This window comes from Streptomyces sp. NBC_01716 (assembly GCF_036248275.1).
Classification (GTDB): Bacteria; Actinomycetota; Actinomycetes; order Streptomycetales; family Streptomycetaceae; genus Streptomyces.
This window is the reverse complement of sequence record NZ_CP109181.1, coordinates 4,717,962-4,739,444: the sequence shown is the minus strand read 5'-3', so window position 1 is coordinate 4,739,444 and position 21,483 is coordinate 4,717,962. Positions and strand designations below refer to the sequence as shown.

The 21,483-nt window shown below is 69.1% G+C and carries 26 protein-coding genes; 11 read left to right on the top strand and 15 right to left on the bottom strand.

Annotated elements, in window-relative coordinates; translation table 11 throughout:
* Positions 1–16 precede the first annotated feature (16 nt).
* The 9 genes from OIE74_RS20765 to OIE74_RS20725 form a co-directional block, all read right to left on the bottom strand.
* Complete coding sequence (locus tag OIE74_RS20765; protein ID WP_329385832.1) at positions 17–466, bottom strand: NUDIX hydrolase; 450 nt, start codon at positions 464–466, stop codon at positions 17–19.
* Entirely contained in the window at positions 463–1,623 is a 1,161-nt protein-coding gene (locus OIE74_RS20760; protein WP_443076175.1) for a CHAD domain-containing protein, read from the bottom strand. Before OIE74_RS20760 ends, OIE74_RS20765 begins: the two co-directional genes overlap by 4 nt.
* The gene (locus tag OIE74_RS20755; protein WP_329385829.1) at positions 1,589–3,814 is read right to left on the bottom strand and encodes an RNA degradosome polyphosphate kinase; all 2,226 of its coding nucleotides are present in this window, start codon (positions 3,812–3,814) and stop codon (positions 1,589–1,591) included. Before OIE74_RS20755 ends, OIE74_RS20760 begins: the two co-directional genes overlap by 35 nt.
* 264 nt (positions 3,815–4,078) lie before the next feature.
* Positions 4,079–5,035 carry an ABC transporter permease gene (locus tag OIE74_RS20750; protein WP_329385826.1) on the bottom strand — a complete coding sequence of 319 codons (957 nt, stop codon included), beginning with the start codon at positions 5,033–5,035 and terminating at the stop codon, positions 4,079–4,081.
* A complete protein-coding gene (locus OIE74_RS20745) occupies positions 5,032–5,931 on the bottom strand; it encodes an ABC transporter ATP-binding protein (protein ID WP_329385823.1) in 900 nt (299 codons plus the stop codon). Before OIE74_RS20745 ends, OIE74_RS20750 begins: the two co-directional genes overlap by 4 nt.
* Positions 5,928–6,362: a GntR family transcriptional regulator gene (locus tag OIE74_RS20740; protein WP_329385820.1), complete on the bottom strand. Its 435-nt coding sequence runs from the start codon at positions 6,360–6,362 to the stop codon at positions 5,928–5,930. Before OIE74_RS20740 ends, OIE74_RS20745 begins: the two co-directional genes overlap by 4 nt.
* Positions 6,363–6,461: 99 nt before the next feature.
* Positions 6,462–7,382: a mycothiol synthase gene (gene mshD, locus OIE74_RS20735; protein ID WP_329385816.1), complete on the bottom strand. Its 921-nt coding sequence runs from the start codon at positions 7,380–7,382 to the stop codon at positions 6,462–6,464.
* 38 nt (positions 7,383–7,420) lie between these two features.
* Complete coding sequence (locus OIE74_RS20730) at positions 7,421–7,864, bottom strand: PDDEXK nuclease domain-containing protein (RefSeq protein ID WP_329385814.1); 444 nt, start codon at positions 7,862–7,864, stop codon at positions 7,421–7,423.
* Positions 7,865–7,902: 38 nt separating this feature from the next.
* The gene (locus tag OIE74_RS20725; RefSeq protein WP_329385811.1) at positions 7,903–8,343 is read right to left on the bottom strand and encodes a DUF1016 N-terminal domain-containing protein; all 441 of its coding nucleotides are present in this window, start codon (positions 8,341–8,343) and stop codon (positions 7,903–7,905) included.
* Between the two features lie 214 nt (positions 8,344–8,557).
* Between OIE74_RS20725 and OIE74_RS20720 the strand changes: the two genes are divergently transcribed.
* Complete coding sequence (locus OIE74_RS20720; RefSeq protein ID WP_329385808.1) at positions 8,558–10,369, top strand: bifunctional metallophosphatase/5'-nucleotidase; 1,812 nt, start codon at positions 8,558–8,560, stop codon at positions 10,367–10,369.
* Between the two features lie 109 nt (positions 10,370–10,478).
* Here OIE74_RS20720 and OIE74_RS20715 read toward each other — a convergent pair whose 3' ends face one another.
* The 3 genes from OIE74_RS20715 to OIE74_RS20705 all read right to left on the bottom strand — a co-directional run bounded on the left by OIE74_RS20715 (position 10,479) and on the right by OIE74_RS20705 (position 12,177).
* On the bottom strand, positions 10,479–11,219 hold the full coding sequence (locus OIE74_RS20715; protein WP_329385805.1) for a class I SAM-dependent methyltransferase: 741 nt from the start codon (positions 11,217–11,219) through the stop codon (positions 10,479–10,481).
* 108 nt (positions 11,220–11,327) lie between these two features.
* Positions 11,328–11,696, bottom strand: a complete 369-nt coding sequence (locus OIE74_RS20710; protein ID WP_329385802.1) for a DUF4180 domain-containing protein — start codon at positions 11,694–11,696, stop codon at positions 11,328–11,330.
* A complete protein-coding gene (locus OIE74_RS20705; protein WP_329385799.1) occupies positions 11,689–12,177 on the bottom strand; it encodes a helix-turn-helix domain-containing protein in 489 nt (162 codons plus the stop codon). The genes OIE74_RS20710 and OIE74_RS20705 overlap by 8 nt, the downstream gene beginning before the upstream one ends.
* Before the next feature lie 233 nt (positions 12,178–12,410).
* Here OIE74_RS20705 and OIE74_RS20700 point away from each other — a divergent pair, with 233 nt between their 5' ends.
* The 7 genes from OIE74_RS20700 to OIE74_RS20670 all read left to right on the top strand — a co-directional run bounded on the left by OIE74_RS20700 (position 12,411) and on the right by OIE74_RS20670 (position 15,677).
* On the top strand, positions 12,411–12,638 hold the full coding sequence (locus tag OIE74_RS20700) for a hypothetical protein (RefSeq protein WP_329385796.1): 228 nt from the start codon (positions 12,411–12,413) through the stop codon (positions 12,636–12,638).
* Entirely contained in the window at positions 12,616–13,143 is a 528-nt protein-coding gene (locus OIE74_RS20695; protein ID WP_329385794.1) for a DUF6879 family protein, read from the top strand. The genes OIE74_RS20700 and OIE74_RS20695 overlap by 23 nt, the downstream gene beginning before the upstream one ends.
* Before the next feature lie 29 nt (positions 13,144–13,172).
* Positions 13,173–14,036, top strand: coding sequence for a helix-turn-helix domain-containing protein (locus tag OIE74_RS20690; protein WP_329385791.1), 864 nt, complete (start codon positions 13,173–13,175; stop codon positions 14,034–14,036).
* 107 nt (positions 14,037–14,143) lie between these two features.
* Complete coding sequence (locus tag OIE74_RS20685) at positions 14,144–14,404, top strand: DUF397 domain-containing protein (protein WP_329385788.1); 261 nt, start codon at positions 14,144–14,146, stop codon at positions 14,402–14,404.
* Positions 14,405–14,494: 90 nt separating this feature from the next.
* Positions 14,495–14,944, top strand: a complete 450-nt coding sequence (locus OIE74_RS20680) for a hypothetical protein (protein ID WP_329385785.1) — start codon at positions 14,495–14,497, stop codon at positions 14,942–14,944.
* 26 nt (positions 14,945–14,970) lie between these two features.
* Positions 14,971–15,204, top strand: coding sequence for a hypothetical protein (locus OIE74_RS20675; protein WP_329385782.1), 234 nt, complete (start codon positions 14,971–14,973; stop codon positions 15,202–15,204).
* Entirely contained in the window at positions 15,195–15,677 is a 483-nt protein-coding gene (locus OIE74_RS20670) for a JmjC domain-containing protein (protein WP_329385779.1), read from the top strand. Before OIE74_RS20675 ends, OIE74_RS20670 begins: the two co-directional genes overlap by 10 nt.
* 106 nt (positions 15,678–15,783) lie before the next feature.
* Here OIE74_RS20670 and OIE74_RS20665 read toward each other — a convergent pair whose 3' ends face one another.
* From OIE74_RS20665 to OIE74_RS20655, 3 genes are all read right to left on the bottom strand, one after another.
* A complete protein-coding gene (locus tag OIE74_RS20665; protein WP_329385777.1) occupies positions 15,784–16,362 on the bottom strand; it encodes a hypothetical protein in 579 nt (192 codons plus the stop codon).
* A gap of 34 nt (positions 16,363–16,396) precedes the next feature.
* Positions 16,397–16,843, bottom strand: a complete 447-nt coding sequence (locus OIE74_RS20660; RefSeq protein ID WP_329385775.1) for a hypothetical protein — start codon at positions 16,841–16,843, stop codon at positions 16,397–16,399.
* Between the two features lie 171 nt (positions 16,844–17,014).
* On the bottom strand, positions 17,015–17,983 hold the full coding sequence (locus OIE74_RS20655) for a phosphotransferase family protein (RefSeq protein ID WP_329385772.1): 969 nt from the start codon (positions 17,981–17,983) through the stop codon (positions 17,015–17,017).
* A 156-nt stretch (positions 17,984–18,139) separates the two neighbouring features.
* Between OIE74_RS20655 and pstS the strand changes: the two genes are divergently transcribed.
* From pstS to pstA, 3 genes are all read left to right on the top strand, one after another.
* On the top strand, positions 18,140–19,273 hold the full coding sequence (gene pstS / locus OIE74_RS20650) for a phosphate ABC transporter substrate-binding protein PstS (protein WP_329385769.1): 1,134 nt from the start codon (positions 18,140–18,142) through the stop codon (positions 19,271–19,273).
* A 107-nt stretch (positions 19,274–19,380) separates the two neighbouring features.
* The gene (pstC, locus tag OIE74_RS20645) at positions 19,381–20,376 is read left to right on the top strand and encodes a phosphate ABC transporter permease subunit PstC (protein WP_329385765.1); all 996 of its coding nucleotides are present in this window, start codon (positions 19,381–19,383) and stop codon (positions 20,374–20,376) included.
* The gene (gene pstA / locus OIE74_RS20640; RefSeq protein WP_329385762.1) at positions 20,373–21,449 is read left to right on the top strand and encodes a phosphate ABC transporter permease PstA; all 1,077 of its coding nucleotides are present in this window, start codon (positions 20,373–20,375) and stop codon (positions 21,447–21,449) included. Before pstC ends, pstA begins: the two co-directional genes overlap by 4 nt.
* Positions 21,450–21,483: the final 34 nt, after the last annotated feature.

Here is a 21,483-nt window from a genome sequence, read left to right as displayed (position 1 = left end):
CTTCAGGCGACGCCCCTCACCCCTTCGGCGCGCCTTTCGCCGGCAGAGCCGCCAGCAGCGCGTCCACCAGCAGGCGGTCGCGGGGCTGGGTCAGGCGGTCGCGGGCCGTGGGCGGCGGGAGCCAGAGAATGCGGTCCACCTCGTCGTTCGCCGCGAAGGCACCGTCCGTCGCCTCGGCCGCCCAGTAGATGACCTGCTTGGGGCGGCCGTTGGCCAGATAGCTGACGGTGCCGAGCCGGGCGCCCGGGGCGCAGTGGTGGCCCGTCTCCTCCAGGACCTCGCGCAGCGCGCCGGCGAGGGCGTCCTCCGCGTGCTTCAGCTTGCCCTTCGGGTGCGACCAGTCGTCGTACTTCGGCCGGTGGACCAGGCAGATCTCCGTGCCGTCCGCGCGGTACGGCGACTTCCGCCACAGCACGCAGCCCGCGGCCAAGATGGTTCCCGCCCTGGTGTCGGCCCTCTCGCTCATAGGGCGGTCGCCGCCCTCCGCTGCCAGATCTGGAGGAATTCGTAGCGCGCCGCCTCCACCTCGTGGCGCTGGTCCGCGTGCAGCACGCCGAGCGCGTACGCCGTCGCGGGGGCGATCCGCGGCGTACGGGCCGCGTTCGCCGCCGCGGCGGCGGCCTCGGCCGCGTCGCGGTGCCGGTCCAGGGCACGGCCCGCGTCGGCGAGCACGGGGTCCGGGGCGCCGCCCACGTGGCGGATCTCCTGTGCGTACCGGTGCAGTCTGAGCAGCAGCCGCACCTGGTGCCACGGCGCGTCCTGGGTCTCGCCGTCCGAGGGCGTGGAGAGGCCGTGGATCAGGGCCTCCGCGTTGTACGGATGCGCGGCGCGGGCCAGCGGCAGCACGGACACCGCGTCGAGGAGTCTTCGTTCGGCCGCGCTCTGCGGCGCCGCGAGGATCTCCGCGGCGGGCGCCCCGGCGACCGGTGCCAGCGGCACCTCGGAGGCCAGTACGGCGACGGCGTCGGCCACCGCGTGGAAGCGCGACGAGCCCAGCGCCTGAAGGGCCGCGGAGTGCGCCCGCGTACGCGCGAGGGTCAACTGCCGTTCCAGCAACGCCCCGGCGCGCGAGGCCCCCACGGTCAGCGCGCCCGGAGCCGCCGTGGCGCCCGAGCCCGGGTCGGCGCCGCTCTCCGGGCCCGGACCGGCCTTGCCGCCCTCTGCACCCTCGCCGTTGCTACGGGCCTTCGGCACCGCCGCTCCCGCAGGCCCCGCCCCCGACAACCGCGCCAGCGCCGACACCAGCCGGTGCAGCCGGTCCGTGCACGCGTACTCCTGCGCGAGAGTGCCGGACAGCCAGCCCAGTTCCGTCCGGAGCTGGTCCGCCCACGCCGGGTCCAGCAGTACCCGGAACGTGTGCAGGCTGCCCCCGATCCGCCGCGCCGAGCAGCGCAGCGCCGACGCCGCCTCCTCGGCAGCGGCCGTGTCCGAACCGCTCTCCCCGTACAGCCGCAGGCTGCGCAGGAAGTCCCCGCACCGGGTGTTCAGATACCCGGCGAGCACCTGCCCCGCGGTCGCCTCGAAGGCGTCGTTCGCGGGGGAGGGCCCGGCAGGCCGGGCGGTACCGACCGAGCCGGCGGTGTCTGCTTCATGGTGCTGCACGCCGGCGCCTCCGGGCGTCAATGAGCATTTCCTGTACGTGCCTGAGCGGCTGGCCGTCCGCGTCGACGGAGTGCCGGGTCCAGTTCCCGTCCGCCCCCAGATGCCAGGAGGCGGTGTCGTCCGCCATGCCGGTCTCCAGGAGCCGGGTGAGGGACGCGCGGTGCGCGGGGTCGGTGACCCGTACCAGAGCCTCGATACGGCGGTCGAGGTTGCGGTGCATCATGTCGGCGCTGCCGAACCACACTTCGGGCTCGCCGCCGTTGCCGAAGGAGAAGATCCGCGAGTGTTCGAGGAAGCGCCCGAGGACGGAGCGCACCCGTACGTTCTCCGACAGGCCGTGCACGCCGGGGCGCACGGCACAGATGCCCCGCACCCAGATGTCGACCGGCACGCCCGCCTGCGCGGCCCGGTAGCACGCGTCGATCACGGCCTCGTCCACCATCGAGTTGACCTTGATGCGTACGTAGGCGGGCCGGCCCGAACGGTGGTGCGCCGCTTCCTTGTTGATCCGCGTGATCAGCCCGTCGCGCAGCGACTTGGGCGCGACCAGCAGCCGCCGGTAGGTCTCGCGCCGCGAGTAACCGGACAGCCGGTTGAAGAGGTCCGAGAGGTCGGCCCCGACATGCGGGTCGGCCGTGAGCAGGCCGAGGTCCTCGTAGAGCCGTGCCGTCTTCGGGTGGTAGTTGCCGGTGCCGACGTGGCTGTAGCGGCGCAGGGTCTCGCCCTCCTGCCGCACCACGAGCGAGAGCTTGCAGTGCGTCTTGAGCCCGACCAGCCCGTACACCACATGGCAGCCGGCTTCTTCGAGCTTGCGTGCCCACTTGATGTTCGCCTGCTCGTCGAAGCGGGCCTTGATCTCGACGAGGACCAGGACCTGCTTGCCCGACTCGGCGGCGTCGATCAGCGCGTCCACTATCGGGGAGTCGCCGGACGTCCGGTAGAGCGTCTGCTTGATCGCCAGCACATCCGGGTCGCCCGCCGCCTGCTCCAGGAACGCCTGGACGGAGGTGGAGAACGAGTCGTACGGATGGTGCAGCAGTACGTCGCGCTCCCGCAGCGCCGCGAAGATGTCCGGCGCCGACGCCGACTCCACCTCCGCGAGGTCGCGGTGCGTGCCCGCGATGAACTTGGGGAACTTCAGCTCCTGCCGGTCGAGCGCGGCTATCCCGAACAGCCCGGTCAGATCCAGCGGCCCCGGCAGCGGATACACCTCGGCGTCGCGGACATTCAGCTCGCGGACCAGCAGGTCCAGTACGTACGGATCGATCGACTCCTCGACCTCCAGCCGCACCGGCGGGCCGAAGCGGCGCCGCGTGAGCTCCTTCTCCAGCGCCTTCAGGAGGTTCTCCGTGTCGTCCTCCTCCACCTCCAGGTCCTCGTTGCGCGTGACCCGGAACATGTGGTGCGCCAGCACCTCCATCCCGGGGAACAGCTCCTCCAGGTGCGCCGCGATGACGTCCTCAAGCGGCACGTACCGCTGCGGCGACGCCTCCAGGAAGCGCGTCAGCAGCGGCGGCACCTTGACGCGCGCGAAGTGCCGGTGGCCGCTGACGGGGTTGCGGACGACGACGGCGAGGTTGAGGGAGAGGCCCGAGATGTACGGGAAGGGGTGCGCGGGGTCCACCGCCAGCGGCGTCAGGACGGGGAAGATCTGCTGCCGGAAGAGGGTGAACAGGCGCGCCTGCTCCTTCTCCGTGAGGTCGCCCCAGCGGATCAGATGGATGCCCTCGTCGGCCAGCGCCGGGGAGACGTCCTGCTGGAAGCAGGCGGCGTGCCGGGCCATGAGCTCCCGGGACCGGGTCCAGATCAGGTCGAGCACCTCGCGGGGCTGGAGCCCTGAGGCCGAACGGGTGGCGACGCCGGTCGCTATGCGCCGTTTCAGGCCGGCGACGCGGACCATGAAGAACTCGTCCAGGTTGGACGCGAAGATGGCGAGGAAGTTCGCCCGTTCGAGTAGCGGCGTGGCCGGGTCCTCGGCCAGCTCCAGTACGCGTTCGTTGAAGGCGAGCCAGCTGCGCTCGCGGTCGAGGAAGCGGCCCTGGGGCAGCTCTCCTCCCCCGGTGTCGCCGTCCTGACCGTACGAGTCGAGGTCGCCGTCGAGGTCGGGCTCCAGATCGGATGTGGGCGCGCCGACCGCGTGGGGCCGGTGTGCGGCGATGGACCCGACGGACGGTTGCGGGTGGACCGGGATCTCGGCAGGCTGCTGGCTCATACCTCCATTGTTCCGCGCGGGGGGCACGACGGGCGCGTCGGAACCGGCGGGGGTGAGCCGGAACCTGCCGTTCGGAGTGGGGGGCACAGCGGGCTGCATTCCGAGAGGGTCGCAAGCGCGTCTGAATGGCCGGTAACGGCGACATGACGTGCAGGGAAGCGGGGCGGGGCGTGGCGGGGCGGTGCCAGGGATCGTACGAGGTGAACGGAGAGGGTCCCGTCCGCCCCCCTGTGGCGGACGGGACCCTACGCCTGTCCCCGTGGGTCAGCCGTGCCGCCGCCCCAATACCTTGAACGCGCCGAACACGCACGCGGTGGCGAGCAGGAGCACGATGCCGGTCTCGACGAGCTGGAGGGGCCAGAAGTGGGAGTCGGGGTGGTACTCGAAGAAGTGTGTGCCGGCCGTGGAAGCGGTGTCCGGGGCGCACGGCGACTTCGAGAAACCCATGTCCAAGCACTGCGTGTAGGTCATCCGGCTGCCGTCGGCGAGGATGACGCCTTCTCGTACGATCCAGGGATCGGGCGACGTCGTGAAGGGGCTCATCTCCGCGCCCCCCTCGGCCTTGACGACCGGCCACAGGTAGGGCCGCACCCAGGCGAAGACCAGTGAGACTCCCGCCGTGGCGGCCAGGCCGACGGCCATCGCCAGGAGGGTACGGCGCAGGATTACGGCCGCCAGCGCGCCGACGGCGACCGCCAGCAGGACATAGCCGACAGCGGTCACACCCAAGGCGGGGTAGACCTCGCGATCGCTCCAGGACCGGGACATGGACAGGAGCACGTCTTCCTGGCTGCGGGACCTGCTCCAGCGGAAGGTGACGGCCAGGAGGACGGCACCCGCCGTGGCGATCGCGGCGGTGCCGACGAGTCGGACGGCGAGCCAGCGGGCGGGCGACACCGACTGGGTCCATGCCAGTCGGTACATGCCCGTTTCCAGTTCACGGGCGATCAGCGGACCCGCGGTGAACGCCGCGACGATCAGTGGCAGCAGGACGGTGGCGCCCCCGACGTAGTTCTCCGCCCAGCGGAACCAGCCGCTCGCCGCCGTACCGTTCAAACACCCCTTGCCGCAGCTCACCACAGCCCCCGCCGAGCCGATCCAGACACGGGCCGCGACCGCGCAGGCGACGGTCAGCACCGTGAGGAGCAGCGCCGTCCACAGGGCGGGGCGGTGCTGCCGTACCGCGACCCAGGCCGGGCCGCGAGGCGTCAGCGCGCTCATGCCGTCACCGCCGCGCGGTCGTTGTGGTCGGCGCTGGGGGTGAGGAGTACGGGCGCCCCGGGAGAGCGCAGATGGGCGAGCAACAGGTCCTCCAAGGAGGGGTGCAGGGTCTCCCAGTCGGTGTCGACGGGACCTTCGGGCCGGATCAGCGCGGTGAGCTGACGGCCGGTGGTGCGGGACTCGACGACCGTGTGAGGGGCGAGGTCCCGTACGGGGCCGTTGACGAGCCGGTGCGCGGTGAGCAGGTCTTCGGTCTCGCCACCGAGCCGGATGTGGCCGCCGTCGACGAGCAGCAGGAAGTCGCAGGTGCCTTCCAGCTCGGTGAGGATGTGCGACGAGATCACGACCGTGGTGTGGTGCGCGGCGGCCTCGGCCATGAGCGTGCCCATGAGCTGGTGGCGGGCGAGTGGATCGAGGTCGGCCATCGGCTCGTCCAGCAGCATCAGTTCGGGACGTTTGCCGAGGGCGAGGGCGAGCGCGACGCGGGTGCGCTGGCCGCCGGAGAGGGTCCGGACGCGTACGGCGGGGTCGAGCCGGCCCTCGGTGACGATCCGCTCGGCGGTCTCGGCGTCCCAGCGGCCGGGGTTCAGCTCGCGGCCCATGCGCAGGGTGTCGCGGATCGTCAACTGCCCATACAGGGGCTTGTCCTGGGCGACGTACGCGACGCGGTCGCGGGCATCGGCGGGACGCTCGCCGAGGACGCGCACGCTTCCCTCGGTGGCCGGCAGCAGCCCGGCGGCCAGGGCGAGGAGGGTGGACTTGCCTGCGCCGTTGGGGCCGACGAGGGCGCAGACGCGGCCGGCGGGCACGCGGAACGAGCAGTCACGCACGGCCGGGCGGCCTTTCCTCCGGTAGCGCTTGCCGAGGCCGGTGGCCTCGATAGCGGCGGCGGTCATGAGGGATCCCCCTGTTGCTGGTCCGTTTTCTGCTGGCCCGCTTTTTCGAAGTGCTCGTCCAGGACGGAGGCGAAGAGCGCGGCCAGGTCGTCCTTCTCCAGCCCGCCCGCGCGGGCCCGTTCGGTCCACGCGGCGAGTTCGGCGCGCAACTCGGCGCGCAGGGCGCGGTGGTCGGCCGAGTCGCCGCCGAGGGTGCCGCGTACGAAGGTGCCGAGGCCGCGGCGGCCCTCGGCCAGGCCCTCGCGTTCGAGCTCGCGGTAGGCCTTGAGGACGGTGTTGGGGTTGATGGCGGTGGCCTCCACGACCTCGCGTGCCGTGGGCAGTTTGTCGCCGGGCTCCAGCAGGCCGAGCCGGAGGGCCTGTTTGGTCTGCTGGACGATCTGGAGGTATGTGGCGACACCGCTGCGCCGGTCGATGCGGAATTCGATCACCCGCAAGCACCCTTTCACTAGGGAAGTAGTGAAAGCATGGAACGGAGAAGGGGCGGTGTCAACTCCACCGCCCCTTCGGGTGCTTGGCAGCTGAGGTGCTTACGACTCCGTGCGATACATGAGGTCGACCTCGTGCGTCGTGAAGCCCAGGCGCTCGTAGACCGTCACAGCGGCCGTGTTGTCGGCGTCGACGTAGAGCATCGCGGTCGGCAGGCCCCGCGCGGCCAGGTGCCGCAGCCCGATCGCGGTGAGCGCCTTGCCGAGACCGCCGCCCTGCGCGTCCGGGCTGATGCCGACGACGTACACCTCGCCGAGCTGTTCGGCGGCGTGCACCTTGGTCCAGTGGAAGCCGACGAGTTGCCCGTCCCGCTCCGCCAGGAAGAAGCCCTCCGGGTCGAACCACGGCTCGGCCACGCGGTCGTCGAGATCGCGCTGGCTGAGTCCGCCCTGCTCGGGGTGGTGGGCGAAGGCTGCGGCGTTGACCGCGAGCCAGGCGGCGTCGTCCCGGCCGGGCACGAAGGTACGGACGGTGACACCGTCGGGCAGCACCGGCTCCGGGATGTCCAGGGGCTCCAACGGCCGCCGCATCTGGCGCAGTTCACGGAACATGGACAGCCCGAGCACCTGCGCCAGATGCCGGGCGGCCGACTTGCCGCCGTGCGCCCACACGCGCAGCCGCTTCCCGGACGCTGCCAGCAACGCGGCCCCGAGCGCCCGCCCGTGCCCGCGCCCCCGGTGCGACGGATGCACGACCAGCTCGGCGGCCGGCGCCTCGACGGGATCGGTCTCCTCCAACTGGGCGTACCCCAGCAGCTCTCCGCCGACGGTCAGCAGAAAATGCCGCACCCCGACCCTCGACCCTCCGCGCAACTGCAACCGCCCCTGCTCGGACACGGCCTGCACCCCGTCGGCACGGGCAGCCGCGTCGAGCAGCTCAAGCACGTCCCGTGCCTGCTGAGGGGTGATCTCATCAAGGGTGTCGATCTGCCGGCCCGGGTCGAGGGCTGCCGTTTCATCCATGCGTCGAGGGTACGGCGCGCCCGCACGATCCCCCGGATTCACCCCTGGCCGTCGGCGGCTTCGGGGCGAAGGACCTTGTCCACGATCCTGGACAGATCGTTCGCGCTGGGCATCAGCTCCTTCACCTCGTCCGGCAGACCGGCATACGTGCCCACGGCGAGGGGCTGATTCTGGAGCTGGAGGGCGAACTCGACGGAGGCCTTGTCGCGGCTCTCGGCGATCAGGATGCCGATGGTGTCGTCGTCGCGGTCCGGATCGCGCAGAAAGGCGTCCACGGCGCCGACGTAGAAGCCGAGCTGCCCGAGGTGTGCGGGCTGCGCCTCTGTCGTCTTGAGCTCGATCACCACGAACCGGTGCAGTTTGAAGTGGTAGAAGAGCAGGTCGATGCGGAACTCTCTGGTGCCGACGGTGATGGGGTACTGGCGTCCGACGAAGGCGAATCCGAAGCCGAGTTCGGTCAGGAAGTGGACGAGGTTGTCCACGAGGGCGTCTTCGAGGTCACGCTCGGCGGCCTCGGCGGTCAGCCGTTGTGGACGGCGTGCTGAGCGTAGAAGTCCAGCTCGAAGCGGGTGTCGCACTTGCTCATGAGGACCACGATGTGGCCCCAGGGCAATTGTCCAACAGCTTGTTGGACAATTGGCTCCGGCCAGGTGCGCGCCATCTGCCGCATGTGGTGAAGGTTGCTGCGGCTGAAGCCGCGCTGATTGGGGAACTCCGTCCGGAGTTCAGCGGAGATCCGGTCGATGACCTTCGCTCCCCACTCCTCCTCGCGCTGGCGCTCCAGGATCGTTCGGCCGATGTCCCAGTACATCTGGATCATCTCGGTGTTGACCTTGAGCTGGGCCCGTACGTGCGCACCACGCACGAGCGACTTGAGATCGTCGATCAACTCAAAGAAGGCGGCAGGCAGTTCGGATGCCTGGCCCGGTACGACGGCTTTCGCCGCGATCTTGCTGTCCATGACGTACACACTTGTGCCGTTTGCGTGTGCGGTGACGTTCCTGCTCTCAGAAGTCCGCCATACGGGTGATAGGGGGCGACCGTCCCTTGACGGGTATTGGCAACCAGGTCGTAACCCGAACACCCCTGTTCCTCTACGCGCGTGGACTTTAGGCTGCCCGTCGCAGCTCTTCTCCCTCTGACGGAACTTACAAGCGGAAGCAACAAGGGGACCGATGTCAGCTACACCGCAGAAAAACCGCGCGGCCCGGCGGGTGCTGGCCGCCGTGGCCGGACTTGTCACGGTCGGCGCACTCGCCGCCGCCGCGCCCGCCGCCGGGGCGCAGGGGTGGGGCAACGGGCACGGGCACCCCAAGCCCCGGACCGTGGACGTGCAGTTGCTCTCCTTCAACGATCTGCACGGGAACCTGGAGCCGCCCGCCGGGTCCTCCGGGAATGTCAACGAGATCCAGGCCGACGGCACGGTCAAGGCCGTTCCCGCCGGTGGCGCCGAGTACCTGGCGAGCTCGCTGCGTACCGCGCGCAAGGGCAACCCGTACTCCGTCACCGCCGCGGCCGGCGACATGGTCGGCGCGAGCCCGCTGCTGTCCGGGCTGTTCCACGACGAGCCCACCATCGAGGCGCTCAACAAGATGGACCTCGACGTCACGGCCGTGGGCAACCACGAGTTCGACGAGGGCGCCGCGGAGCTGACCCGCCTTCAGAAGGGCGGCTGCCACCCGACGGAGGGCTGCTACGAGAAGGGCAAGAAGTTCAAGGGCGCCGACTTCCCCTACCTGGCGGCCAACGCCACGTACGAGAAGTCCGGCAAGCCGGTCCTCAAGCCCTACACCGTCTGGAAGAAGAACGGCGTCAAGGTCGGCTTCATCGGAGTGACCCTGGAGGGCACCCCGAACATCGTCACCGCCGAGGGCGTCAAGGGCCTGAAGTTCCACGACGAGATCGAGACCGTCAACAAGTACGCCAAGGAGCTCGACCGCCAGGGCGTCAAGTCCATCGTCGCGCTCATCCACGAGGGCGGGGCCCCGGCCTCCACCTCGTACAACTACGACTGCGACAGCCCCGGCCCCGGCGACGGCATCTCGGGCCCGATCGTGGACATCGCGAAGGGCATCACGCCCAAGGTCGACGCGCTGGTCACGGGCCACACGCACCAGGCGTACGCGTGCACCGTCCCCGACCCGGCGGGCAACGACCGCATGGTCACATCGGCGTCGTCGTTCGGCAAGGTCTACACGGACACCACGCTCACCTACGACCTGCGGACCAAGGACATCGTCCGTACGAAGGTGAAGTCGGCCAACCACGTGGTCACCCGTGACCAGGCCAAAGCCAAGGACATGACCGACCTGATCGCCCGCTGGAACAAGACCGCGGCGCCGATCGCGGGCGCCCCGCAGGGCTTCATCTCCGCCGACATCAACGGCCGCGGCGCCGGTACGCCGGAGCAGCCGCTCGGCAACGTCATCGCCGACGCGCAGCTCGAAGGACTGGCACCGGCCGACAAGGGCGGCGCGCAGCTGGCGTTCATGAACCCGGGCGGTATCCGCGCCGACCTCGTTTACGCGGCGTCCGCCGGCGAGGGCGACGGTGTGGTGACGTACGGCGAGGCGTTCACCGTCCAGCCGTTCACCAACATGATGAACGTCGTCGACCTCACCGGCGCGCAGCTCGTCACCGCGCTCCAGCAGCAGGTCAGCGGCTCCAACGAGGCGTCGAACAAGATCCTCCAGGTCTCCAAGGGCTTCACCTACACCCTGGACATGACCAAGACGGGCGCCGCCCGGATCGTCACCGACTCCGTGAAGCTGAACGGCGAGGCGCTCGACCCGGCGAAGACGTACCGCGTCGCGATGAACGAGTTCCTCGCGGGCGGCGGCGACGGCTTCGCGGCCCTGGGCCAGGGCACGAACAAGCTGGTCGGCCCGTCCGACCTGGACCTGTTCAACGCCTACCTGGCGGCGCACTCCACGGCCGAGGCGCCGCTGGCGCCGCCGGCGACGGACCGGATCACGATCATCAAGTAGTCACCGAGCGGGGAGGGGCGGCGGGACGGACACACGTCCCGCCGCCCTTTCGCGAACGCCTATGACCTGTCCGGCGAGGGGATGCCTTCACGTCTCGGCGTGGCGGAACTTACGGTTTGTGGGTTACCCAGAGCAGTTCCGCCGGCCAGCGGTGCGCCCAGTCGGGTGGGTCGGTTTCGTTGTAGCCGTTGGGTGTTCCGAGTTCGGGCCGCGGCTCGATGAGGTCGTCGATGATGAGACCCGCGCCGCGCAGGACCTTGACCCAGTCGCCGTAGGTGAGCTGATAGCTGGTCGCGCCGTCGTCTTCGGCGATGGTGTTCAGCCCGAAGTAGTCCTGCCGCAGCGTCGTGGTCACGCGGCTGACGGCTTCGTCGTAGCAAGCTTCGAACCATGGGCTGGCGACGTTGAACACCAGGCGCCCGCCTCGGCCCAAGACGCGTGCGGCCTGCGGGACGGCCAGGTGCGGGGGCGCCCAGCTGAGCCCACCGAAGTCGCAGAACACCAGGTCGAAGCTGTCGGCGGCGAAGGGGAGTTGTTCGGCGGCGCCTTGCACCAGCGGGTAGCGGGCCGCCCCCATCGCGAGGGCCGCTGCGGCGAGTTGGGCTTCGGACAGGTCGAGCCCGATCACGGTGGCGCCCTCGGCGGCGAGCGCCCTGGACCACTGGCCGGCGCCGCAGCCGAGTTCGAGGACGCGCTTGCCGGTGACGTCGCCCAGGGCGTGCAGGTGCGCGTCGGGGATGGAATACATGCCCCACAGCCGGGGTGTGGCGCCGATCCGCGGGTCGTGCTCGTGCTGGTAGGCGCTGCTGATCCGGTTCCAGAGCCGCCGGTTGGCGGGGATGCTGTCCACGTGCCGACTCCAGCACTGCCTGCCCGGGGCGGTCAACACGATTCGGGGCACTGGCCGGCCCTCGCCTCGGCCCGGCCCTGGCCCGGCCCGTGATCCGCCGGACGAGCCCTAGGCCGAGAGCCGCGCGACGAGTTCCTCCAGGTCCGCCACGAACCAGACGTCCCGGCCCCGGTTCGCCTCCCGTACGAGATCGGGCAGGGCCGAACTGGCCCGTAGATGACCCGAGATGTCCCCGACCACGGCCAGCCGGAGCCGGTAACTGGAGAACTTCTGGAGGATCGCACCGGCGAGACCGCTGCTGAGGTCGTAGAAGCTCGCGTCGAACCGCTCCGCCGGGACGGCGATCAGCTCGACGGGCTCCGCGAAGGCCGCCCCGATCAGATGGTCGAGCGCGTCCTGCTCGGTCGCGATCGGCGCGCCGCCGGCGTCGCAGACGAGCACCGGTACGCCGTGGTGTTCCACGAGCAGATCAGGCATGGTCGCTCTCCCGTCCTTCGGTGGACAGCAGGCCATTCTCCGGGCCGAGGACGCTGTCGATCATGTTCAGTACGGCGGCGGTGTCCCCGGCCCCACCGAGGATCACGATCTTCATCCGGGCCCGCTCCCGGTCGTGGACCACCTGGATACGCAGGGATTCCGGGGTGTCCCGCACGGCCTGCACGCCGGCCGTGACGAGGGTGCTCAGCCGACTCGCCGCTTCGGGGCCGACCGATTCGATCTGCACGATGCTCGACACCTCGACGTGCCGCACGCGCGGAGCTTTGGCCGCGGCGGGTTCCTCGGCCTCGGCACCCCCGGTCAGCGCCTCGAAGTCCGCGCGGCTGATGCGGTACTGCTTACCGATCCGGACAGCCTTCAGCCGCCCGTCCCGGACGTAGTTCCGCACGGTCCGCACATGCAGCCCGAGCCGCTCGGCGACTTCGCCGACGGAGTACAGCTCGCGATCATCGCTCTCCATGTGTACGAATACTACTCCAAGCATCGCCAGAATAGGAAAATAGGGAACGATGAGCGAAGTAGCGTAACAGCAGGTCTCACCGCAGGTGGTCGCCCCAGCCGCCCTGCGCGGCTGCCCTGCGGAGACGCCCCCGGATCGGCGAATCTGCGCAAGTTCATGCAAGTTCGTGTCGTCTCATACGAGTTCGGGGCAACCTGAGAAAGATTGCCGGCCGCGACACACTGGAGGTCATCATGGCCCTGCACCTGCTCGGCAAGGACCCGAACTCTCCCGAAGGCAAGTCCCCGACCGTGTACTACGACGACGTGGCGGACAAGTACCTGGTCCAAGGTCTGAAGGTGCTTGACGAAGAGCGACTGTCCCAGATGGATCTGCCCGACCATGAGACTGTCGCCGAGATCCCCAAGTACATGGTCAAGTTCTTCCCGGAGGTCAGCGGTGGCGGCGGAACCGACGTTTGACGAACTGTTCCGGCTGGCCAGGCGCTCGGCGGTGCACCTGGAGATGCGGGACGGCTACATGCGGTCGGATCCTCGCTTCATCGCCTGGCAGCGGGACCCGGGCAGCGTCTCCGCCGAAGGCGACCCGGATCAGCGTCCCTGGCAGGAGTTGATGCGGGAGATCACCGCTCGCGGCGTACAGGTTCGGCGGGCTCGCATCGTCTCCGAGCCGATCAGTGACTACATCCGGTTCGAACGTCATCTGACGGCCGGCAACGCCGCGGGTGGCGAGCAAGTCCGCTGGCTTCCCCGCCGCCGGGCCTCTGATCTGGCCCTTCCTGGCAACGACTTCTGGCTGTACGACGACAGCCTGGTCGTGTTCCTCCACTTCACCGGGGAAGGCGAACTGTCCCCGGAGGGGGACGAGGAGCGCACGGCCGATCCGGCCGTCGTCCGGCTCTGTTCGGCGGCCTTCGAGGCGGTGTGGGAACGGGCGGTCCCACACGAGGAGTACAGGCCGTCCTGAACCACGAGCGAAACAGGCATGGTTCCCCCGTGGCTCCGTCGTCGCCATCGTCCCCGTCGTCAAGCGTTCAGCAGGCCAAGAAGGCCCTCGGATCGCGCCTGCGCGAGATCCGGAAGGACTCCGGCATGACGGCGCGCGCTCTGGCCGCGGCGGCCGGATGGCACGAGTCGAAGACCTCGCGCATCGAGAACGGCAAGACACCACCATCCGCCGCCGACGTCCGCCTCTGGACCAGGCTGTGCGATGCGGAGGATCAGACCGCCGACCTCATAGCGACGGCGCGTGGAATCGAAGGCATGTACGTAGAGTGGAGGCGCCTGGACAGGGGCGGCCTCAAGCAGGTACAGCAGTCCGTACTGCCCCTCTTCGAGAGAACCCGGCGCTTCCGCTTCTACCAGTCATGGGTCGTCCCCGGGCTGCTGCAAACTCCGGACTACACCCGTGCGGTACTCAACACGGTCGTGGCACTGCGGGATGCTCCGGATGACGTCGATGCCGCTGTCGTGGCCCGGATGGAACGTCAACGCCTCCTTCGCTCGGGCCATCAGCGATTCGCCATGCTCGTTGAGGAGTGGGTTCTCCGCACGGTGATCGGAAATGCCCGCATCATGAGCGATCAACTGGGCCATCTCGTCGCAGCGGCATCCCAACCGTCCGTGAGCCTCGGCGTAATCCCCATGGGGGCCGAGCGTGGCAATGCCTGGCCGACGGAGTCCTTCTCTCTTTTCGATGACGCACAGGCATCCGTGGAACTGGTGTCGGCCAGCCTTACGGTGACGCAGCCGCGTGAAGTCGCCGAGTACGCACGCACGTTCACAGAACTGTCCAACATCGCGGTCTACGGAGCCAACGCCCGCGAGTTGATCACGGCCGCGAGTGACGCGCTCGGGTGAATCCATGCAAGCCCGTAGAAGTTCGTTGAGGTCCGCAGCCGAATGGGCCGATGCTCTACTCAACGTCGGTAAGCGTTACACAGCGCGAGGTGATCACCGTGGCAACCGTGACAGAAGTCGAGATCGAGCCGCTCAAGACCATCTACAACCTCCCCGCCAAGGAAGCAGAGTTCGAGAACTTCTGCGGAGGCAACCTGGGCGGCGAGCACGAGTCGTGCGTCGAGGTCGCCGCGATTCCCGGCGCCGCGCCTTCGTACGTCCTCCACGACAGCAAGCCTGAAGGCGCCGGCCGCGAGCTTCGCTTCACCGAGAAGGAACTCGACGAGTTCGCCGTTGGGTGGGTGAGGAAACAGGGCCTCACGCTGTGATCAGGGCCGCCCTCCTCAGCACGCTCAGCACGAGGCGGGCTGTACTCGGGCTGTCCGGGTGCAGCCCACGACGCGCCAAGAAAGGCACCGATGAGCTGGTCAGGACACTGGCATGGGTACGGCCCCTGGACCGGCAGCAGGAACGCGTACGGGCAGGAAGGACTACGCCGCCCGGGGACCCACCCCAACGACGAGCAGACCCGGGCGTTCCTCTCCTCCACGATGCCGCCCATGCAGACCGGCCACTGGCTGACGCGCCGGACTCAGACTTCGGCGGACCGCGCGTGGACGGATCTCCCCGACGCCCTGGACTGGCTGAAGACGGCCTACGGAGCGAATCTGCCCTTCGAACGTGAGGACGGCAAGCGGGCCTACCTCGACTTGCCTACGAAGGTCGGCTACGCGGAGGACTCGCTCAGACGGGGCAGCGACGCCGTCTGGGTCCACTACACCAAGTCCTCGAATCTGGTGTCGTTCTCGGTCGTGTGCTGCCCGCAACGCTTCCTCCCCGAGATCCCGTGCCCGCTGCCGCCTCGCTGACCGACCAGCGGGCGGGAAAGGATGCCATGTCGCTCAGCCTTCTGCTCCCGGAAACCGGCGTAGCCGACCTGTTGACCTCTTGGCCGGACGAACCTCGCGTCTACCAGCGCGACACCACGGAACTCGACCGCACCGTGACCTCGGCGTCTCTCGATGACTACGTCGCCACCGGGTGCGTGCCCGCGAGCGAAATCGCAGTGGTGAAAGCCCCCGGCCGAATCAGGGGCTTCGCCACCACTGGGATCAGCAGATGGCGGTGATCGTGCAGTCCTCGGGCGTCAAACGGTGGCAACTGTGGCGCCCACCCGTCGAAGCGCCGATGAGGGACTTCAACGAATCCTGGCGGGTATGGCGCGAGAACTACATCCCGGACTGGGAGGCTGCCGGACCGGACATGGTGGTCGACCTCCGCCCGGGGCAGTCACTCCTGTTACCGAGGGGCTGGGTCCACAATCCGCATGTGGTGGACGCCGACGAGGGCAGCGTCCACCTGACGTTCGCCATCCGGGAGCGCACCCCGGTCTGGTTGGCCGAGAAGCTGGTCGCGGGTGCGATTGAGGAGCCCACGTTCCGTCGGATCATCGCGCCGGGCGACATCGGCGGCGCGGCGCTGGCCGAGCGTGTGCGGGAGACGCGCGATGCGCTCGTGACGTATCTCGCGGCCTTGGACGTGGACGAACTCGCCCTCGCCGTACGCCGAGCCGCCATGATCGAGCTGGAGTACATGACTTGATCGCGCGGGATCCCAGTACCGGGGGCAGCCCCGGCCCTGGGGTAGGGCAGCGCCGTAGGCCGCGACCGGCCGGGGCACACCCCCGGACGCGGTCTCGGCCCCAGGCTCAGTCCTTCACCCCGCTGCCGTCCTTCACGTCCTTCACAGAGGTCGGACCCAGCTGCTTGGCACTGGCGTACTCCGGCATCGTCATCGGCCGGTCGAAGAGGAAGAACGACTGGTTCGTCCCGACCGTGAACTCCATGAACACGCCCGTCGTGGCATCGAAGCCGTAGTACGTGTCGCACATCGAGCCCGCCGAGTACGTACCGTCCATACCCGGCAGCGGCACGACCGCCTTGCCGTTGGTGTCGGAGTCCACCTTCTCCGTCGGCGTGAGCATCTGGCAGCGCGCGACCGGCATGCCCTTCATGACGAAGTAGCCGTACTCACCCTTGGCGTTCTGGATGTAGACGTAGCTGAGCTTGCCCTTCTTGCCCCAGGTCTTCACCCACTGGTTGATGGCCTCCCGGGTCGGCGAGTACTCCATCCTCCCGGCGGGCTGGTTCGCCACGAGCTGGTCGTAGCTCTTCTGCTTGGCCTTGGTCTCCTTGCTCTGGCTGGAGTCGTCCTCGCAGGCGGCCAGACCCAGCATCAGGGTGAGCGCCGCCGCGGAGGCCATGGCGATTCGAGTGATCGTCTTCATGCTGTGCTGCCCCATTTCCCCGGAAGGCCGGTGCTCAGTTGGCGCACGTCGTCTTGTCGGCCCCGGCGTTCAGGCGGTACGGCAGGTCCTTGTCGCGGAAGGGGGCGCGGTGCTCCTGGGCGGCCTTCGAGTTGTACTCGTTGATCGACTCGGTCCGCGTCGCCTTCAGGGCCGTGATGGACTGGTCGATCTGGCCTCTGCGGGCGGCCGAAGCGGCGTCCCGCTCCTCCTGGAGCGCCTCGATCGAACCCTCGGCGTTCTGCGCGGCCTCGCACAGATCGAAGAACTCCTGGTAGCTCGACTGCCGGAAGGCACCCGACCCGACGGTGTCCTCCCGCTCCTCGGCCGCGCCCCGGAACGGTGCGGTGATCCACCCCGCGCCCCCGAAGACGAACGTGCCGAAAACGGTCAGGATCGCCACCCCGACGACACAACTGACGATCCACACCCGGAGCCGTGCTTCCTCGTGCCTGACTCCCATCCCACTCCCTCTCTCCCTGCCCGCACACCCCTCGCGAATACGAGCCGGCCACCGGCACTTCCGAGTGTGGGCGCCGCCCAACCGGCGTTCCATAGCAGGGAGTTGGAAAATGGATGTAATCACCCCCACCACGAGCCGCACGGGGCGGGTGATATAGGCGGGGCCGGCCGGCTAGACGAGAGCCGCCCAGGGCGCGGGCGGCGAGGAGGCGAAGAACCGCAGGATGCCGAGCAGCCGTGCGGCCGGGGGCGCCGTCCAATGGCGCTCGCCCGGGACCGGCGCGGGGTTCCTCAGGCGGGCGAGCGCCCAGGTGAGGTGGTAGCGCAGGACGCGGGCCTCGAAGGCGTACTCACCCCCGTCCGCCGCACCGCCCTCGCGGTAGCCGTCGAGCATCGCCGGGACGCCCGAGAGCGGTGTCTTGGCGAACTCGACCGCCGGATCCGCCCACATCGCGTCGCCCCAGTCGACGATTCCCGTGAGCGTGAGCGGCCCGGGAGGTCCCGGGGTCACGAGCAGGTTCTGCGGGGCGATGTCGCCGTGTACGAGGACGTGTGACACCCCATCGGGGATCCGCTCGGCAAGACGGCCGAACCAGCCACCCAGCCAGCGCGCGGCCTCCGCGTCGAGCATGCCGTCCGCCAGCAGACCCTCGACCAGCCGGTGCGGGGCCCCGGCATCGGGGTCGTACTCCACCGGAACGCGGGCCGGCTCCCCCGCGCCCGCGGGCGTCACCCGGTGCAGCCGGGCCAGGTCCCGCCCCACGTCCCGGAAGACGCCCCCCACCTCACGCGACGCGTCACTCACCACCCCACCGGCGCCACCGCCGAGGCTCGCCAGGTCGACACCCGGAGCCCGCTCCAGCACCATGTACGGCACGTCCACGACCGTACGACTGTCGTCGAAGGCGACGAGCGCCGGCGTACGCACACCGGCCGCCCGCGCGACGGGAATCACCGCCGCCTCCTTCACCAGGTCCGCGACGAATTCCTCCGTACGCGGGACCCGCAGAACGAGATCCGGCCCCAGGCGATATGCCCGGTTCGCGACCCCCGACAGCATCGGGCGCACATTCTCCGCCGCCACGCCGTGTCGGGCCGCGATCAGCGCCGGAGCCGCACCAGGCTGTCCGTCACGGTTCACCTCCCGTTCACTCCCATCCGTCAGCCACTTCACCTGATCTGCCTAATTTCGGCCTTACACGGTGACCGGCACACCGCCGGACCCACCAACTCGACGCACGCCGCCGTAGAAGTGCGAACAACCGCACACAGGCGGCTTCTGGAAGGAACACCCGAAGTGAAGCTTCAGCGCAAGAACCGGCTGCGCGCCACCGCGCTCGGTGCCCTCGCCGTCTCCGGCGCCCTGGTTCTCTCGGCGTGCGGCTCGGACGACAACACGAAGGAATCCGGCGACGGCGACAAGACCGCGGCCGCGTCCAGCATCAAGTGTGACGACGCCAAGGGCCAGATCCTTGCCGCCGGATCGAGTGCCCAGAAGAACGCGATGGACCTCTGGGTCAAGAACTTCCAGCAGGCCTGCGCCGGCGTCGAGATCAACTACCAGCCGATCGGTTCCGGCGGTGGTATCACCAAGTTCACGCAGGGCCAGGTCGCCTTCGCGGGCTCCGACTCCGCCCTGAAGCCCGAGGAAGTCACCGCCTCCGAGGAAGTCTGCAAGGGCGGCAAGGGCATCAACCTCCCGATGGTCGGCGGCCCCGTCGCCATCGGCTTCAACGTGCCCGGTGTCGACAGCCTCGTCCTGGACGCCCAGACCCTCGCCCAGATCTTCGACTCGAAGATCAAGAAGTGGGACGACAAGGCGATCGCCGACCTCAACCCGGACGCCAAGCTCCCGAGCACCGCGATCCAGGCCTTCCACCGCTCGGACGAGTCGGGCACCACGCAGAACCTGAACAAGTACCTCAAGGCCGCGGCCCCGGCCGACTGGAAGTACGACGACAGCTCGAAGTCGTGGGAGGCCAAGGGCGGCCAGGCCGCCAGCGGCTCCTCCGGCGTCGCGTCCAGCGTCAAGGACACCGAAGGTGCCATCGGCTACTTCGAGCTCTCCTACGCGACCGCCAGCAACCTGACCACCGTCAAGGTGGACACGGGCGCCGGCGCGCCGGTCGAGGCCACCACGGAGAACGCCTCCAAGGCCATCGCCGCCGCCAAGGTCAAGGGCACGGGCAGCGACCTGGCCCTGGAGCTGGACTACGCCACCAAGGCCGAGGGTGCCTACCCGATCATCCTGGTGACGTACGAGATCGCCTGCGACAAGGGCAACAAGGCCGAGACCCTGCCCAGCGTCAAGGCGTTCCTCAACTACACCGTCAGCGACGAGGGCCAGAAGGTCCTGAGCGAGGCCGGCTACGCCCCGCTCCCGACCGAGATCGCGGCCAAGGTCCGCGAGATCGTCCCCACCCTGTCCTGACCCCCGGACGTGGCCGGTCCCTCTGAACAAGAGGGGCCGGCCACGTCTTCCGGTGCACCGCCGCCAGGAGCCGCGACCCGGCTCCGCAGACCGGAGAAAAAACCCAGATGGAAACAGAAGCCGCACCCAACGACGCACCACCACCCCCCACTCTCGACAAGGGCGCGCCCAAGGCGCCGAAACAGCTCGGCGACCGGATCTTCCTGGGTCTGTCCCGGGGTTCCGGTATCACCCTGCTGGTCATCATGGCCGCCATCGCGGCGTTCCTCAGCTATCGCGCCGCACTCGCGATCGCGGAGGACGAGGGGAACTTCCTCACCACCTTCGAGTGGAACCCACAGGGCGAGCAGCCGGTCTTCGGTATCGCCGTCCTCACGTTCGGCACCATCGTCAGCTCGATCATCGCCATGGTGATCGCCGTCCCGATCGCCATCGGCATCGCGCTCTTCATCTCGCACTTCGCGCCCCGCCGGCTCGCCTCCCCGATCGCCTACCTGGTCGACCTGCTGGCAGCCGTGCCGAGCATCATCTACGGCCTCTGGGGCGCCGTCTTCCTCGTCCCGTACCTCGACGGCCTCAACAAGTGGCTCAACGAGTACTTCGGCTGGACGTACATCTTCGAGAAGACGAGCGAGGGAATCGCCCGCAACCTGTTCACCGTGGGCATCCTGCTGGCGATCATGATCCTCCCGATCATCACCAACGTCATACGCGAGGTCTTCCTCCAGTCGCCGAAGATGCACGAGGAAGCCGCTCTGGCCCTCGGTGCCACGCGCTGGGAAGTCATCAGGATGTCGGTCATCCCGTTCGGCCGCTCCGGCATCATCAGCGCCTCGATGCTGGGCCTCGGGCGCGCGCTCGGCGAGACGATGGCCGTCGCCGTCGTCCTCTCGCCGAACTTCCTGCTCTCCCTGCACATCCTCGACGCGGGCGGCGGCACCTTCGCGCAGAACATCGCCGCCAAGTTCAACGAGGCGAACGAGTTCGGCCGCGACGCCCTCATCGCCTCCGGCCTGGTCCTCTTCATCATCACACTGCTGGTCAACGGCGCGGCCCGCATGATCATCGCCCGCCGCAAGGAGTACTCGGGGGCCAACGCATGAGCCACACGCTTCAGGACAAGCGGCCCGCGGTCGCCGACGACCCCCAAGGCTCGCTCTCCGGCGCGCGCATGCCCCGCTGGGCCCCGCTGGCCATCGCCGCCGGCTCCGCGGTGCTCGGCTGCCTGATCGGTGTGGTGGGCGGTCTCGACAGCAGGATCCAGTGGGGCCTGCTGGCCGCGCTGATCTTCATCGCCGGCACGTACTTCATCACCGCCAAGGTGGAAGGCCCCCGCCAGGGCAAGAACCAGGTCGCGACCAGCCTCGTCTGGGTCTGCTTCCTCCTGGCCGTCGTCCCGCTGCTGTCGCTGGCCTGGACCACCATCAGCAAGGGCTCCTCGGTCGTCGACGGGTACTTCCTGTCCCACTCGATGAGCGGACTCCTCGACACGGACGAGGGCGGCGGCATCTACCACGCGCTGCTCGGCACCATCGAGCAGGTCGCGATCGCCTCGGTGATCGCCACGCCGATCGGTCTGCTGACCGCCGTCTACCTCGTGGAGTACGGGCAGGGCAGGCTCTCCCGCGCGGTCACCTTCTTCGTGGACGTGATGACCGGTATCCCCTCGATCGTCGCCGGTCTGTTCGTCCTCAGCCTGTGGATCGTGATCCTCGACTTCGGCTTCTCCGGCTTCGCCGGCGCCCTGGCGCTCTCGATCCTGATGATGCCGGTGATCGTGCGCTCCACCGAGGAGATGCTTAAGCTCGTTCCGAACGAGCTCCGTGAGGCATCGCTGGCGCTGGGTGTGCCGCAGTGGCGCACCATCCTCAAGGTGGTCCTGCCGACGGCGATCGGTGGCATCACCACCGGCGTGATGCTCGCGGTGGCCCGAATCACCGGCGAGACCGCGCCCGTGCTGCTGCTCGTGTTCGGTACGAAGCTGATCAACTCGAACCCGTTCGACGGCGCCCAGTCGTCACTGCCGCTGTATGTGTACGAGCAGTACGCGGTCGGCACCGACGCCTCGCACGCGCGCGCCTGGGGAGCGGCGCTCGTACTGATCGCCTTCGTCATGCTCCTCAACCTGGTGGCCCGCGGCATCGCCCGCTGGAAGGCCCCCAAGACCGGCCGCTGAGGCCCCGAAATCCGGCTCCGCCGAGCGGGGTCAC